This is a genomic window from Mycobacterium sp. M23085 (assembly GCF_045343915.1).
GTDB lineage: Bacteria > Actinomycetota > Actinomycetes > Mycobacteriales > Mycobacteriaceae > Mycobacterium.
The window spans coordinates 987,911-1,002,850 of sequence record NZ_CP174280.1 but is presented as its reverse complement, the minus strand read 5'-3'; the positions used below and the strand labels follow the sequence as shown (position 1 = coordinate 1,002,850).

General features: G+C 67.5%; 13 protein-coding genes and 1 pseudogene. 7 read left to right on the top strand and 7 right to left on the bottom strand.

Annotation, left to right across the window (positions count from 1 at the left end; translation table 11 throughout):
• Positions 1 to 65: 65 nt before the first annotated feature.
• The 4 genes from gap to secG are packed head-to-tail and all read left to right on the top strand — an operon-like array spanning position 66 to position 3,381.
• Positions 66 to 1,085 carry a type I glyceraldehyde-3-phosphate dehydrogenase gene (gene gap, locus ACIUM1_RS04105; RefSeq protein ID WP_406816002.1) on the top strand — a complete coding sequence of 340 codons (1,020 nt, stop codon included), beginning with the start codon at positions 66 to 68 and terminating at the stop codon, positions 1,083 to 1,085.
• 3 nt (positions 1,086 to 1,088) lie between these two features.
• Positions 1,089 to 2,318, top strand: a complete 1,230-nt coding sequence (locus tag ACIUM1_RS04100; protein ID WP_406816001.1) for a phosphoglycerate kinase — start codon at positions 1,089 to 1,091, stop codon at positions 2,316 to 2,318.
• Between the two features lie 13 nt (positions 2,319 to 2,331).
• Positions 2,332 to 3,117 (top strand): triose-phosphate isomerase, encoded by a 786-nt coding sequence (gene tpiA / locus ACIUM1_RS04095; protein WP_406816000.1) that lies wholly within the window; start codon positions 2,332 to 2,334, stop codon positions 3,115 to 3,117.
• 30 nt (positions 3,118 to 3,147) lie between these two features.
• Complete coding sequence (gene secG, locus ACIUM1_RS04090; RefSeq protein ID WP_406815999.1) at positions 3,148 to 3,381, top strand: preprotein translocase subunit SecG; 234 nt, start codon at positions 3,148 to 3,150, stop codon at positions 3,379 to 3,381.
• A gap of 12 nt (positions 3,382 to 3,393) precedes the next feature.
• Here secG and ACIUM1_RS04085 read toward each other — a convergent pair.
• Positions 3,394 to 4,221: pseudogene (locus tag ACIUM1_RS04085) on the bottom strand (LLM class F420-dependent oxidoreductase); the annotation flags it as partial.
• A 115-nt stretch (positions 4,222 to 4,336) separates the two neighbouring features.
• Here ACIUM1_RS04085 and ppc point away from each other — a divergent pair.
• The 3 genes from ppc (at position 4,337) to ACIUM1_RS04070 (ending at position 9,103) form a co-directional block, all read left to right on the top strand.
• On the top strand, positions 4,337 to 7,144 hold the full coding sequence (gene ppc / locus ACIUM1_RS04080; RefSeq protein ID WP_406815998.1) for a phosphoenolpyruvate carboxylase: 2,808 nt from the start codon (positions 4,337 to 4,339) through the stop codon (positions 7,142 to 7,144).
• A gap of 73 nt (positions 7,145 to 7,217) precedes the next feature.
• A complete protein-coding gene (locus ACIUM1_RS04075; RefSeq protein ID WP_406815997.1) occupies positions 7,218 to 8,009 on the top strand; it encodes a DUF4239 domain-containing protein in 792 nt (263 codons plus the stop codon).
• A 107-nt stretch (positions 8,010 to 8,116) separates the two neighbouring features.
• Entirely contained in the window at positions 8,117 to 9,103 is a 987-nt protein-coding gene (locus tag ACIUM1_RS04070) for an aldo/keto reductase (protein ID WP_406815996.1), read from the top strand.
• Position 9,104: 1 nt separating this feature from the next.
• Here ACIUM1_RS04070 and ACIUM1_RS04065 read toward each other — a convergent pair whose 3' ends face one another.
• The 6 genes from ACIUM1_RS04065 to tal form a co-directional block, all read right to left on the bottom strand.
• On the bottom strand, positions 9,105 to 10,034 hold the full coding sequence (locus ACIUM1_RS04065) for a histone deacetylase family protein (protein WP_406815995.1): 930 nt from the start codon (positions 10,032 to 10,034) through the stop codon (positions 9,105 to 9,107).
• A gap of 19 nt (positions 10,035 to 10,053) precedes the next feature.
• Positions 10,054 to 10,452, bottom strand: coding sequence for an ATPase (locus ACIUM1_RS04060; RefSeq protein ID WP_406815994.1), 399 nt, complete (start codon positions 10,450 to 10,452; stop codon positions 10,054 to 10,056).
• A 52-nt stretch (positions 10,453 to 10,504) separates the two neighbouring features.
• Entirely contained in the window at positions 10,505 to 11,260 is a 756-nt protein-coding gene (gene pgl / locus ACIUM1_RS04055) for a 6-phosphogluconolactonase (RefSeq protein ID WP_406815993.1), read from the bottom strand.
• Positions 11,257 to 12,168, bottom strand: coding sequence for a glucose-6-phosphate dehydrogenase assembly protein OpcA (gene opcA / locus ACIUM1_RS04050; RefSeq protein WP_406815992.1), 912 nt, complete (start codon positions 12,166 to 12,168; stop codon positions 11,257 to 11,259). The genes pgl and opcA overlap by 4 nt, the downstream gene beginning before the upstream one ends.
• A 100-nt stretch (positions 12,169 to 12,268) precedes the next feature.
• Complete coding sequence (gene zwf, locus ACIUM1_RS04045; protein WP_406815991.1) at positions 12,269 to 13,813, bottom strand: glucose-6-phosphate dehydrogenase; 1,545 nt, start codon at positions 13,811 to 13,813, stop codon at positions 12,269 to 12,271.
• The gene (gene tal / locus ACIUM1_RS04040; RefSeq protein WP_406815990.1) at positions 13,810 to 14,928 is read right to left on the bottom strand and encodes a transaldolase; all 1,119 of its coding nucleotides are present in this window, start codon (positions 14,926 to 14,928) and stop codon (positions 13,810 to 13,812) included. Before tal ends, zwf begins: the two co-directional genes overlap by 4 nt.
• Positions 14,929 to 14,940 lie beyond the last annotated feature (12 nt).

The window sequence follows — 14,940 nt, the reverse complement described above, 5'->3', positions numbered from 1 at the left end:
CACTGATCTAGGCTGGCGACGAGCGCATATAGCGGACACAGGCAAGAAAGCGACAGGAGAGACAAGTGACGGTCCGAGTAGGTATCAACGGCTTCGGTCGAATCGGGCGGAACTTCTACCGGGCCTTACTGGCCCAGCAGGAACAGGGCACCGCGGACATCGAGGTGGTCGCCGTCAATGACCTCACCGACAACGCCAGCCTGGCGCACCTGCTGAAATTCGATTCCATCCTGGGCCGCCTGCCGCACGACGTCAGCCTCGAGGGTGACGACACCATCGTCGTCGGCAGCAAGAAGATCAAGGCGCTCGAGGTCAAGGAAGGCCCGGCGGCGCTGCCCTGGGGCGACCTGGGGGTCGACGTCGTCGTCGAGTCCACCGGCATCTTCACCAACGCCGCCAAGGCCAAGGGCCACCTGGACGCCGGCGCCAAGAAGGTGATCATCTCCGCGCCCGCCACCGGCGAGGACATCACCATCGTGCTGGGCGTCAACGACGACAAGTACGACGGCAGCCAGAACATCATCTCCAACGCCTCGTGCACCACGAACTGCCTCGGACCGATCGCCAAGGTCCTCAACGACGAGTTCGGCATCGTCAAGGGCCTGATGACCACCGTCCACGCCTACACCCAGGACCAGAACCTGCAGGACGGGCCGCACAAGGACCTGCGCCGCGCCCGCGCCGCCGCGCTGAACATCGTGCCGACCTCCACCGGCGCGGCCAAGGCGATCGGCCTGGTGCTGCCGGAGCTGAAGGGCAAGCTGGACGGGTACGCGCTGCGGGTGCCGATCCCCACCGGCTCGGTCACCGACCTCACCGCCGAGCTGAAGAAGTCCGCTACCGCCGACGAGATCAATGCCGCGATGAAGGCCGCCGCCGAGGGACCCATGAAGGGCATCCTGAAGTACTACGACGCGCCGATCGTGTCCAGCGACATCGTCACCGACCCGCACAGCTCGATCTTCGACTCCGGCCTGACCAAGGTGATCGACAACCAGGCCAAGGTGGTGTCCTGGTACGACAACGAATGGGGCTACTCCAACCGCCTCGTCGACCTGGTCGCCCTGGTCGGCAAGTCGCTGTAGACCGTGGCCGTCCAAAACCTGAAAGACCTTCTCGCCGAGGGCGTTTCCGGACGCGGCGTGCTGGTGCGCTGCGATCTGAACGTGCCGCTGGATGACGGCAAGATCACCGATCCCGGCCGGATCACCGCCTCGGTGCCGACGCTGAGGGCGTTGGTCGACGCGGGCGCCAAGGTGGTGGTCGCCGCGCACCTGGGGCGGCCCAAGGACGGCGCCGACCCGAAGCTGTCGCTGGCGCCCGTCGCCGCGGCGCTCGGTGAGCAACTCGGCAGGCATGTGCAACTGGCCGGCGACGTGGTTGGCACCGATGCCTTGGCGCGCGCCGAGGGGCTGACCGACGGCGACGTGCTGCTGCTGGAGAACGTCCGCTTCGACCCCCGCGAGACCAGCAAGGACGACGGCGAGCGGCTGGCATTGGCCCGCCAGCTGGCCGAATTGGTCGGTCCCGCAGGCGCTTTCGTCTCGGACGGGTTCGGCGTGGTGCACCGTAAGCAGGCTTCCGTGTACGACGTCGCGACCCTGCTGCCGCACTACGCCGGCACGCTGGTCGCCGAGGAGATCCAGGTGCTGGAGCAGCTGACCAGCTCCACCAAGCGCCCCTATGCGGTGGTGCTCGGCGGATCGAAGGTGTCCGACAAGCTCGGCGTCATCGAATCGCTGGCAACCAAGGCCGACAGCATCGTGATCGGCGGCGGTATGTGCTTCACCTTCCTTGCCGCACAAGGATATTCGGTGGGCAAGTCGCTGCTGGAAGAAGAAATGGTGGAGACCTGCCGGGGCCTGCTGGACACCTATGCCGACGTCTTGCGGCTGCCCGGCGACATCGTGGTGACCGAGAAGTTCGCCGCCGATTCCCCGCCACAATTCGTCGCCGCCAACGCGATTCCCGACGAGCTGATGGGCTTGGACATCGGCCCGGGTTCGATTAAGCGCTTTGCCGCGTTGCTGGCCAACGCCGAGACCATCTTCTGGAACGGTCCGATGGGCGTGTTCGAGTTCCCGGCGTACGCGTCGGGCACCAAGGGTGTCGCCGAGGCGATCGCCGCGGCCACCCGCAAGGGCGCGTTCAGCGTGGTGGGCGGCGGCGACTCCGCGGCAGCGGTGCGCGCGCTGGGCATCCCGGAGGACGCCTTCTCGCACATCTCCACCGGTGGCGGAGCGTCGCTGGAATACCTTGAGGGCAAGACGCTTCCGGGTATCGAGGTGTTGAGCCGACCCCAGCCCGACCACAACTAGGAGGCCCAGAGCCGTGAGTCGCAAACCGCTGATCGCCGGCAACTGGAAGATGAACCTCAACCACTTCGAGGCCATCGCGCTGGTGCAAAAGATCGCGTTCGCGTTGCCGGACAAGTATTACGACAAGGTGGATGTCACGGTGCTGCCGCCGTTCACCGATCTGCGCAGCGTGCAAACCCTGGTCGACGGCGACAAACTGCGGCTGACCTATGGCGGGCAGGACCTGTCCCAGCACGACTCCGGCGCCTACACCGGCGACATCAGCGGTGCCTTCCTGGCCAAGCTGGGTTGCACGTTCGTCGTCGTCGGGCACTCCGAGCGGCGGACCTACCACTACGAGGACGACGCGGTGGTGGCGGCCAAGACGGCCGCGGCGCTCAAGCACGAACTGACCCCGATCGTGTGCATCGGGGAGCACCTCGAGGTGCGCGAGGCGGGCAACCACGTCGGCCACTGTGAAGAGCAGCTGCGCGGCTCGCTGGCCGGGCTGTCGGCCGAACAGATCGGCAAGGTGGTCATCGCCTACGAACCGGTGTGGGCGATCGGCACCGGGCGGGTGGCCAGCGCGGCCGACGCCCAGGAGGTGTGCGCGGCCATCCGCAAGGAGTTGGCGTCGCTCGCCTCGGCAGAGGTCGCCGACTCGGTGCGGGTGCTCTACGGCGGCTCGGTGAACGCCAAGAACATCGGCGAGCTGGTCGCCCGTGACGACATCGACGGCGGGTTGGTCGGCGGCGCGTCCCTGGACGGCGAGCAGTTCGCCACGCTGGCGGCCATCGCCGCCGGTGGGCCGCTGCCTTGAGAACGGCTCCGCCCCGGTAGGCTGGCCGTCATGCAATTGGCTTTGCAGATCACCCTGGTCGTCACCAGCATCCTGGTGGTGCTACTGGTGCTGCTGCACCGCGCCAAGGGTGGCGGCCTGTCCACGCTGTTCGGTGGCGGCGTGCAGTCCAGCCTGTCCGGGTCCACGGTGGTGGAAAAGAACCTGGACCGGCTGACGTATTTCATCACCGCCATCTGGCTGGTGTGCATCATCGGCATGGCGCTGCTGATCAAGTACCGCTGACGCGCCGCGCCCTCACAGCGCCGCGGTGAGTCGCCAGAGCGCTTCGCGGTCGGCCGAGTCGGACCGGTCCAGCGGCCTGAGCACGAGGTCGGTGGCGCCGGCGTCCCGGTAGCGGCGTAGCTGGCGTGCGACAGACTCCTCGGGCCCGATCGCGGCGAGGTCCACCACACTGGCCAGGCCTTCTCGGGCGATCACGTTGCGATACGACGGAATGGTCTGGTAAAAGCTCAGCTGTTGGGCGGCGATGCTGCGGCCGGCCTCGACATCGCCGGACAACAGCACCGGCACCGCGGCGATGACGCGCGGAGCCGGGCGGCCCACCTCGGCCGCCGCCTTGGTGATCTCGGGCACGATGAATTCTTCGATGGTCCGTGGCCCGGCCAGGTAGGGCAGTGTGCCATCGGCCAGCTCACCGGTGACGCGCAATGCCTTGGGGCCCATCGCCGCCACGTACACCGGTATCGGTGTGCCGCCGGGGACCCGCACCGGCCAGGTGGGGCTGGCACTGATTTCGCTGCCGTGAAAGTCGACGCCGCCGGTGTTGAACACCGAGGCCAGGATCGTCAGGTGCTCGCGTAGCCGGGTGATGGGGTTGGGCCATTCGGTGCCGAACGCCGGGCGTTCCACTTGGCGGGCACCCAGTCCCAACCCGAGGCTGAAGTTGCCGTGCGCGGCGGCCTGCGCCGTTTGCGCCAATGAGGCGACGATCAGCGGGTGACGGGGGTTGATCGGCACCACCGCCGTCCCCACACCCAGCCCGGGCACGGCGGCTCCGACGAGCGCGGCGAGCGCGATCGCGTCGTAATTCTGCTGCTGGGGCAGCCACACCTGCGCGACCCCGGCCGGCCATTCCAGCCACATCACGGTGATCTGACCCGGTGCGCGTCACGGTGATTCGCGGCTGCGGGTGACCCTGGACGGGCGGAGACGGACATTCGCATCGATACTGGGTCCCATGGCTGAGGCATCCGAGGGCACGCTGGAACCGATCGGTGCCGTGCAGCGCACCCTGGTGGGCCGTGAGGCGACCGAACCGATGCGGGCCGATATCAGGCTGCTGGGCGCCATTCTGGGTGACACCGTGCGCGAGCAGAACGGACCCGAGGTGTTCGAGCTCGTCGAACGGGCCCGGGTGGAATCGTTCCGGGTGCGGCGCTCCGAGATCGACCGGGCCGAACTGGCGCGGATGTTCGATGGCATCGACATCCACCGGGCCATCCCGGTCATCCGGGCGTTCAGCCACTTCGCATTGCTGGCCAACGTCGCCGAAGACATCCACCGGGAACGCCGCCGGGCGATCCACGTCGCCGCCGGCGAACCGCCGCAGGACAGCAGCCTGGCCGCGACCTACGCCAAACTCGATCGGGCGCAATTAGATTCGGCCACGGTCGCCACGGCGCTGAAGGGGGCCGTGGTGGCACCGGTGATCACCGCGCACCCCACCGAGACCCGCCGGCGCACGGTCTTCGTCACCCAGCACCGGATCACCGAACTGATGCGGCTGCACGCCGAGGGGCACCAGGAGACCGACGACGGCCGCAACATCGAACTGGAGCTGCGCCGCCAGGTCCTCACGCTATGGCAGACTGCGCTGATCCGTTTGTCCCGGCTGCAGATCACCGACGAGATCGAGGTGGGGCTGCGTTACTACGCCGCCGCCTTCTTCCGGGTGATCCCACAGGTCAACGCCGAGGTCCGGGACGCGCTGCGGGCCTGCTGGCCCGACGCCGACCTGCTGAGTCAGCCGATCCTGCAGCCCGGTTCGTGGATCGGCGGGGACCGCGACGGCAACCCGAACGTGACGGGCGACGTGGTGCGCCAGGCCACCGGCAACGCCGCCTTCACCGCGCTGGCGCACTACCTGGCCGAACTGACCGCCCTGGAACAGGAGCTGTCGATGTCGGCCCGCCTGGTCGCGGTCACCCCCGAGCTGACCGAACTGGCCGAGGGCTGCGCGGAGAAGGCCCGCGCCGACGAGCCGTACCGGCGCGCGGTGCGCGTGGTCCGCGCCCGGCTGACCGCGACGGGCGCCGAGATCCTGGACCGCCGGCCGCAACACGAACTGGACCTGGGGCTGCCGCCGTACACAGCACCGGCCGAACTGCAGGCCGACCTGGACACCATCGATGCGTCGCTGCGCGGGCACGGCAGCGCCCTGCTGGCCGACGACCGCCTGGCGCTGTTGCGAGAAGGCGTGCGGGTCTTCGGGTTTCATCTGTGCGGCCTGGACATGCGGCAAAACAGCGACGTGCACGAGGAAGTGGTCGCCGAGCTGCTGGCGTGGGCCGGGGTGCACCCCGACTACGGTTCACTACCCGAAGACGAGCGGGTCGAGATGTTGGCCGCCGAGCTGGGCACCCGACGTCCGCTGGTCGGCGACCGCGCAGAACTGTCCGAGCTGGCCCGCAAAGAGCTGGGCGTAATGCGCGCGGCCGCGCACGCCATCCAGCGCTACGGTCCCGCCGCCGTGCCCAACTACGTGATCTCCATGTGCCGCTCGGTCTCCGACGTGCTGGAGGCCGCGATCCTGCTCAAGGAGGCGGGCCTGATCGACGCGTCCGGGGATGAGCCGTACTGCCCGGTGGGCATCTCGCCGCTGTTCGAGACCATCGACGACCTGCACAACGGCGCGACGATCCTGCACGCGATGCTTGAATTGCCGATTTACCGTGCACTGGTGGCCGCCCGCGACGACAGCCAGGAAGTGATGCTGGGCTATTCGGACTCGAACAAGGACGGCGGATACCTGGCCTCCAGCTGGGCGGTGTACCGGGCCGAGCTGGCCCTGGTCGAGGTGGCGCGCAAATCCGGGATCCGGTTGCGGCTCTTCCACGGTCGCGGCGGCACCGTCGGCCGCGGCGGAGGGCCGAGCTACGAGGCCATCCTGGCGCAGCCCCCGGGAGCGGTGAACGGTTCGCTGCGGCTCACCGAGCAGGGCGAGGTGATCGCGGCGAAATACGCCGAACCGCAAGCGGCGCAACGCAATCTGGAGAGCCTGGTGGCCGCCACGCTGGAATCCACGCTGTTGGACGTGGAGGGATTGGGTGACGCCGCCGAACCGGCGTATGCGGTGCTCGACGAGGTGGCCGAGCTGGCGCGGCGCGCCTATGCCGAATTGGTGCACGACACAACGGGTTTCGTCGACTACTTCATGGCTTCCACCCCGGTCAGCGAGATCGGCTCGCTGAACATCGGCAGCCGGCCCACCTCGCGCAAACCCACCCAGTCCATCTCGGACCTGCGGGCCATCCCCTGGGTGCTGGCGTGGAGTCAGTCGAGGGTCATGCTGCCCGGCTGGTATGGCACCGGGTCGGCGTTCGAGCGGTGGATCGCGGCGGGCCCGGAAAGCGAAAGCGAGCGGGTGAGCGTCCTACACGACTTGTACCAGCGCTGGCCGTTTTTCCGCAGCGTGCTGTCGAACCTGGCCCAGGTGCTGGCCAAGAGCGACCTCGGCCTGGCGGCGCGCTACGCCGAATTGGTCGACGACGAGGAATTGCGGCACCGGGTCTTCGACAAGATCGTCGACGAGCACCGGCGGACCATCGCCATGCACAAGCTCATCACCGGCCAGGACAACCTGCTCGCGGACAATCCGGCGCTGGCGCGCTCGGTGTTCAACCGCTTCCCCTACCTCGAACCGCTGAATCACCTGCAGGTGGAGTTGCTCCGCCGCTACCGTTCCGGCGATGACGACGAACTGGTGCAGCGCGGCATTTTGCTGACGATGAACGGGCTGGCCAGCGCGCTGCGCAACAGCGGTTGATTACCGGCGAATCGGTCACCGGGCCGACCCGGTCGCAATACCCTGAATGCCGCGACGCCGAGCGAGGAGACCAGTGAGCGGATCGGGACTACCCCTGTGGCTATTTCTGGTTTCCATCGTCGCGGTGGCGATTGCGGTCGCGGTCGGCTCCATCTGGCTGGGCAGTCGCATCCTGCCGGCGGGGCGGTACGGCAAGGACCAGAATCCGGCGATTGCGTCGTTCCTCACCGTCGTCGGATTCATCTACGGCGCCCTGCTGGGCTTCACGGTGGTGACCACCTGGGAACATTTCTCCTCCACCCAGGTCGTCGTCTCCGGTGAGGCGTCGGCGCTGACGACGATGTATCGACAAACCGTCGCCATGCCCGAACCCGAGCGAACCGACGTGCAGGTGCTGTTGCGCAAGTACGCGACCGCGGTGGCGGGCCCGGAGTGGAACAAGCAGAACAACGACGGCGCGCGCGCCGCGATCACCCGGATGTATCGCACCGTCGGCCGACAGCAGCCCAATATCGCAGCCAAGCCGATCAATCAGCAATTTCTCAACCAGTTGAGCGAGCTGGCGTCCGACCGTAACGAGCGCATCGTCGGCACCAAGCCGCGGATACCCCCGCTGATGTGGGCGGGCCTGATCTTCGGCGCCGTTGTGCTGGTTGGGTTTACGGGTTTTCTGCGGATGGGCAGCACCGTCGCCCACGTCATCGTGTCCAGCACCGTCGCGGTTCTGCTGGGTTTGCTGCTGTGCGTAGTGTTTCAGCTCGACCACTCGTATGCGACCGATCAACGCATCACGTCCGGGCCGTTCCGGCATGCGCTGGACATTTTCGATTCCGTCGACAACGACAGCCGTTACTTTCCGCGCTGAGCACTGACGTTGCGGGCCGCGGCACCGGCCTGGTTATGGTTGAGTTCGGGGACTCGGCCACACCGGCCGCATACGCAGTGGACGTCTATGCAACGGGGAGGTTGGCATTGAAGACCGTCACATTCGGCAAGACGGGGCTCGAGGTGTCCCGGTTGGCCTTTGGCACCTGGGAGTTTTGTAGCGACTGGGGCCACGCCGACGAGCAAGCCGCGATCACCATGATCCGCAGCGCCCGCGAGCTGGGGATCAACTTCTTCGACACCGCTCAGCAATACGGCTTCGGCGCCTCAGAACGCCTGCTGGGCAAGGCCCTTCGCGACGACCTCAGCAAGTCCCGGGACGAGGTGGTGATCGCCACCAAGGGCGGCTTGCGGGCCACCGACAACGGCCTGGTGCGCGACGGCAGCCGGAAATGGCTGCGAGAAGGCGTGGAGTCCAGCCTGGACGCGCTGGGTATCGATTACATCGACGTCTACCTGGTGCACTGGCCCGACCCCGAGACCCCGGCCGCCGAGACCGCCGCGGCGCTCGCAGAACTGGTGTCGGAAGGCAAGATTCGTCACGTCGGTGTGTCGAACTACGACACCGCGCAGGTGCGGGAGTTCTCCGAGACGCTGCCGGTGGAAGTGGTGCAGCCCCCTTACCACCTGTTTCGCCGCGACATCGAGGATGAACTGCTGCCGTATGCGCGTGAGCACGACATCGCGGTGATGGTGTACGGCCCGCTTGCTCACGGCCTGCTGACCGGAACAATGAAGCCCGACACCAGCTTCGCTGCCCAGGACTGGCGCGCCAAGAGCGACATCTTCACCGGCGACGGCTACCTGCGCAACCTGGAAGTCGTTGCGCGCCTTGAGGCTTTGGCCGCCGGCCTGGGCATGACGGTCAGCCAGCTGGCCATCGCGCGGGCCATCGCGCAGCCGGGTGTGCACGTCGCCATCGTCGGCGCCCAGCACCTGCGGTACCTGCAGGAAAGTTCCCGCGCGGCCGACGTCACCCTTTCCGAGGGTGACCTCGTTGCCATCGACGAGATCCTGGGCGCGGCGACGCCGGTCGGCGGCCCGTACCCCGAGATGCACCAGAAGGCGAGCTAGCTCAGCCCTTCAGCAGCTCGCCGACGTGCGCTGTGACCGAATCGGTGAGGCCCTGCAGGTCATAGCCGCCCTCGAGCACCGCCACCAACCGGCCGTTGCACAGCTTTTCGGCTGACGTCATCAATTCCCTGGTGACCCAGGCGAAGTCGGCGGCCGTCATGGTCAGCGAGCCGAGCGGATCGCGTTCGTGGGCGTCGAAACCGGCGGAGACGATGATCAGCTCCGGCGAAAATGCTTGCAACGCAGGCACTATCCGGTCCTGAAATGCCGCGCGTAATTCGGCGCCCCCGTCACCGGGCGCCAGCGGCGAATTGAAGATGTTGCCGACGCCGGTTTCTCGCGCCGCGCCGGTCCCGGGAAACAGCGGCATCTGATGCGTGGACGCATAGAGCACACTCGGGTCGGAGTAGAAGATCTGCTGGGTGCCGTTGCCGTGGTGCACGTCGAAATCGACGATGGCGACCCGCATCAGCCCGTGCTTGCGCTGTGCATGACGCGCACCGATGCTGATGTTGTTGAACAGGCAGAAGCCCATGGCCCGCTCGGTCTCGGCGTGATGACCCGGCGGGCGGCACGCGACGAACGCGTTCTGCGCGTTCCCGGCCAGCACCCGGTCCACGGCCTGCAGCGTGGCGCCCACCCCACGCAGCGCCGTCTCCCAGGTCGAGGGCTCCATCATGGTGTCGCCGCCGTCGAGGTAGACGTAACCCTCGTCGGGTCGCGCGGCTTCCAACGCGTCCACGTAGCGGTTGGAGTGCACGTAGCGGGTGGTCGCCAGGTCGGCCGGCTCGGCCAGCTCGCGCACCAGGGTGTCGAACTGCGGCCGGCTCAGCGCCGCCTCCACCGCGCGGTAGCGGTCGGGCCGCTCCGGATGGCCGGGAGCCGTCCGGTGGGCGGCGAACGCGGAGTGGTGCAGCAGCAACGTGGCCATCGGAAGTCCTGCCCGATGGCTACTCGACGGTCCGGTTGCGCAGCCTGTCCACCAGGCCGCGCACCGCGTGCTCGGTGATCGCCAGTGGAGACATCATGGTCTCGCCGACCCGCACCATGTCGTCGACCCGCGCGACGATGGCTTCCACCGGTTCCACCAGCACGATCAGCCGCTTGGCCAGGTCATCCAGGCTGGTCATGGTGCCGTCCAGGTGATCCAGGCCGGCCTCCAGGCGCTCGACCGTGGCGTTCAGGGCGGAAAGCGAACTGCTCAGCTCCTTCATGGTGTTGCTCAAACCGTCGAGGACGTCTTCGACCTGCTCCACCGTCTTGTCGGCGTTCAACGCGGCCTGGGTGAGCGTCTTGATCCGGCTTCGCTCTTGCCCCCCGCGCACGGTTCTGTCTGCCATGTCCGTCATTATGACCCGGCCGGGTCGGGCCGGAGCCCGAAGGCGGCTACCGCGTCGAAAGCTAGCTATGCCCCGAAGACCGCGACGGCAGCTTGGCCGCGGCGTCCTCGTCGAGCAGCCACAGTGTGGTTTCCTGCCCGACGGCCCCGGCGGCGGGCACGTTGACCGGTGGGGCGCCGCCGATGGCGGCGGCCACCGCGTCGGCCTTGCCGCCGCCGGACACCATCAGCCAGACTTCGCGGGAATGCGCGATGGCGGGCAGCGTCAACGTGATTCGTTGCGGCGGCGGCTTGGGGGAGTCGTCGACCGGCACCACCATGCGGGTGGTCTCGAGTACGGCCGGGGTGTCGGGGAACAGCGAATTGATGTGACCCTCGGGTCCCATGCCCAGCAGGTGCACGTCGAAGTTCGGAACCGGCTCGCCGGGCGCGGCATTGGCGGCCAGCAGCTGCTCGTAGGCCAGCGCCGCGGCGGCCAGATCGTTGCCGAATTCCCCGTCACTGGCCGGCATCGGGTGCACCTGGCTGGACGGTATGTCGACATGGGAGATCAGCGCGGCCCGTGCCTGCTTTTCGTTGCGCTCGTCGTCGTCCTCGGGGACGTAGCGCTCGTCGCCCCAGAACAGATGCACCTTCGACCAGTCGATGTCTCGTCCCACCAACGACCGCAGCAGGCCGATGCCGTTGCCGCCGCCGGTCAGCACGATCAGCGCTCGGCCCCGCGCCGCCACGGCGTTCGTGATGGTGTCGGTCAGCCGCGCGGCGGCGGCGTCGACCATGGTCTGGCTGTCCGGGAAAATTTCGATGTTGGTGCTCACACGTATTGCACTTTCTCGATGCCGTCGAGCGCTGATTGGTATATCTCGTCGGGGTCCAGCCGCCGCAGGTCTTCGGCCAGGCACTCACCGGTTTCCCTGCGCGCCAAGGGGAGTAGGGCGTCCGGCCGGGAGGTCCGGCTCAACGTGGCCGTCCTTCCCTCCTGCGGCCGGCTCAAGACGATGGTTTCGCTCTTGCGGTCCAGTTCGACCTTGAGGTCGCCGACCGCCCGGCGCACCGGGCCGTCGATCCGGCTGGCCAGCCATCCCGCCAGGACGTCCAGGGCGGGCTCGGTTGCCAGACCGGACACCAACGCCGACTCGATCGGTTCGTGCGGCGTCAGGTCGACGGCGGAGGTGAGCAGCGCACGCCAGTAGGTGATGCGCGCCCAGGCGAGGTCGGTGTCGCCCGCGGTGTATCCGGGCAGCCGGCTCTTGATCGCCGACAACGGGTCGACGCCGTTGGTGGCGTCGGTGATGCGACGGATCGCCAACCGCCCCAACGGGTCTTGTGCGGGCTCCGCCGGCGCGACATCGGGCCACCAGACCACGACCGGGATGTCGGGCAACAGGAAGGGAGTGACCACGCTGGCGGCGTGACCGGCCAGCGCCCCGGACAGCCACAGCACCACGACTTCGCTGGCTCCGGTGTCTCCGCCCGCGCGCAGCTGCGCATCCAACCGCGGTTTGTCCGCGTACGGATTGCCCCGCATCGTCACGATGATCCGGCTGGGGTGCTCATGGCTGGCGTTGTTGGCGGCCTTCAGCGACTCTTCGAAGATCTCCTCGCTGTCCGGCGCGATGATCAGGGTCAGCACCCGGCCCATCGCGACGGCGCCGACCTTTTCCCGCAGCTCGTCGAGCTTCTTGTTGACCGCCGTGGTGGAGGTGTGCGGCATGTCAATGATCACGGGCGCCGCTCCTCCCCATCGCTTCGCACTGCATCGTCGCGGCGCGGATCACGGGCGCCGCTCCTCCTCATCGCTGCGCACTGCATCGTCGTGGCGCGGATCACGGGCGCCGCCATTCCCGGCCGGTGCGTCGCAGCATCTCGAAAGCCGATTCCGGGCCCCAGGTGCCCGCCTCATAGGGTTCGGGCTTACCGTCGGCCGCCCAATTTTCGAGCACGGGATCGAGTATCTCCCAAGCCAATTCGACCTCTTCGTTGACCGGGAACAACGACGGCTCGCCCAGCAGCACATCAAGGATCAACTGCTCGTAGGCCTCCGGCGATTCCTCGGCGAATGCCGAGCCGTAGGAGAAGTCCATGTTGACGTCGCGGACCTCCATCGCGGTGCCCGGCACCTTGGAGCCGAACCGCAGCGTGACGCCCTCGTCGGGCTGCACCCGGATCACCATCGCGTTGGCCCCGAGCTCGTCGGTCATGGTCGCATCGAACGGCAGATGCGGCGCCCGCTTGAACACCAGGGCGATCTCGGTCACCCTGCGGCCCAAGCGTTTTCCGGTGCGCAGGTAGAAGGGCACCCCGGCCCAGCGGCGGGTGTCCACTTCGAGGGTGATGGCGGCGAACGTCTCGGTGGTCGAGTCCTTGGCGAACCCCTCCTCATCGAGCAGCCCGGGGACCTTCTCGCTGCCCTGCCAGCCCGCGGTGTACTGGCCGCGGCTGGTGGTCTCGTCGAGGGGTTCGGCGAGGTGGGTGGCCGAGAGCACCTTGATCTTCTCGGTCTGCAACGCCTTCGGGTTGAAGCTGACCGGCTCCTCCATCGCGGTGAGTGCGAGCAGCTGCATCAGATGGTTCTGAATCACGTCGCGCGCGGCGCCGATGCCGTCGTAATAACCGGCGCGCCCGCCCAACCCGATGTCCTCGGCCATGGTGATCTGCACGTGGTCGACGTAGTGCGCATTCCAGATCGGGTCGAACAACTGGTTGGCGAACCGCAACGCCAGGATGTTGCGGACGGTCTCCTTGCCCAGATAGTGGTCGATGCGAAACACCGCCTCCTCCGGGAAGACGGCGTTGACCGCTTGGTTGAGCGCTCGCGCGCTTTCCAGGTCGTGACCGAACGGCTTCTCGATGACCACCCGGCTCCACCGCTCGCCCTGCGGACGGGCCAGACCCGACTTGTGCAGCTGCTCGCACACCACCGGAAAGGACTTCGGCGGGATGGCCAGATAGAAGGCGTGGTTACCGCCGGTGCCGCGCTCGGCGTCCAGCTTGTCCAGGGTCTCGGCCAGCCGCCCGAAAGCCTCGTCGTCGTCGAAAGCGCCTGGCACGAAACGGAATCCCTCGGCCAGCCTTTCCCAGTTCTCCTGCCGGAAGGGCGTGCGGCAATGTTCCTTGACCGCCTCGTGCACCACCTGGCCGAAATCCTGGGTGCTCCAGTCCCGGCGCGCGAAGCCGACCAGCGAGAAGCTGGGCGGCAGCAGCCCGCGATTGGCCAGGTCATAGACCGCCGGCATGACCTTCTTGCGGGCCAGGTCACCGGTGACGCCGAAGATCACCATCCCGCACGGCCCCGCGATCCGCGGGAGCCGCTTGTCGCGCTTGTCCCGTAACGGGTTATGCCATTGTTGCGCGGTGCGGGCTGGGCTCATTTGGAGACTGAATCCAGCTGCTTCTGCGTCTCCCCCAGCAGCTCGGTCCAGGAATCCACGAACTTCTCCACGCCCTCGTTCTCGAGCACCTTGAACACGTCGGTCAAATCGATCCCGAGCTCCTCGAGCTTGTCGAACACCGCCTGGGCTTCGCCCGCGGTGCCGCTGACCGTGTCACCCCTGATCTCACCGTGGTCGGCGACGGCGTCAAGCGTCTTCTCCGGCATGGTGTTCACAGTGTTGGGCGCCACCAGCTCGGTGACGTAGAGGGTGTCGGGGTAATCGGGGTTCTTGACCCCGGTGGACGCCCACAGCGGACGCTGCACCCGGGCGCCGTCGGCCTTGAGCGACTCGTAGCGATCGCCGCCCTCGAAGACCTCCTGGTAGGCCGCGTAGGCCAGGCGTGCGTTGGCCACCCCGGCCTTGCCCCGCAGGCCGTTCGCCTCCTCGCTGCCGATCTTCTCCAGCCGCTTGTCGACCTCGGTGTCCACCCGGGAGACGAAAAACGATGCGACGGAATGGATCTTGGAGATGTCATGCCCTGCCTCGCGTGCCTTCTCCAGCCCTTCCAGGTAGGCGCCCATCACCTGGCGGTGCCGTTCCACGGAGAAGATCAGCGTCACGTTGACCGAAATCCCCTCCGCCAGAACCGAGGTGATCGCCGGGATGCCGGCCTTGGTCGCCGGAATCTTGATGAACAGGTTCGGCCGGTCGACGATCTTCCACAGCTCGACGGCCTGGGCGACTGTCTTGTCGGTCTCGGCGGCCAGCCGCGGGTCGACCTCGATGGACACCCGTCCGTCGACGCCGTCGGAGGCCTCCCACTCCCGCTTGAGCACGTCGCATGCGTTGCGTACGTCGTCGGTGGTCACGGTGCGGATGGTGGCGTCCACGTCGGCGCCGCGCTCGGCCAGCTCGGCGATCTGGCCTTCGTAGGCGTCGCCCTCGGCGAGCGCCTTCTGGAAGATCGACGGGTTGGTGGTCACGCCGACAACACATTTCGTGTCGATCAGCTCCTGCAGGTTGCCCGACTGCAGCCGCTGACGCGACAAGTCATCCAGCCAGACGGATACTCCCGCGGCGGACAGTGCCGCGAGGTTAGGGTTCTGAGTCATCTGAAATGCCCT

Bases quoted from the DNA above. Each gene is read 5' to 3' on its own strand.
- ppc (WP_406815998.1), top strand. From the start codon at position 4,337: ATGGCTGAGGCATCCGAGGGCACGCTGGAACCGATCGGTGCCGTGCAG.
- tal (WP_406815990.1), bottom strand. From the start codon at position 14,928: ATGACTCAGAACCCTAACCTCGCGGCACTGTCCGCCGCGGGAGTATCC.
- zwf (WP_406815991.1), bottom strand. From the start codon at position 13,813: ATGAGCCCAGCCCGCACCGCGCAACAATGGCATAACCCGTTACGGGAC.
- secG (WP_406815999.1), top strand. From the start codon at position 3,148: ATGCAATTGGCTTTGCAGATCACCCTGGTCGTCACCAGCATCCTGGTG.
- ACIUM1_RS04060 (WP_406815994.1), bottom strand. From the start codon at position 10,452: ATGACGGACATGGCAGACAGAACCGTGCGCGGGGGGCAAGAGCGAAGC.
- ACIUM1_RS04065 (WP_406815995.1), bottom strand. From the start codon at position 10,034: ATGGCCACGTTGCTGCTGCACCACTCCGCGTTCGCCGCCCACCGGACG.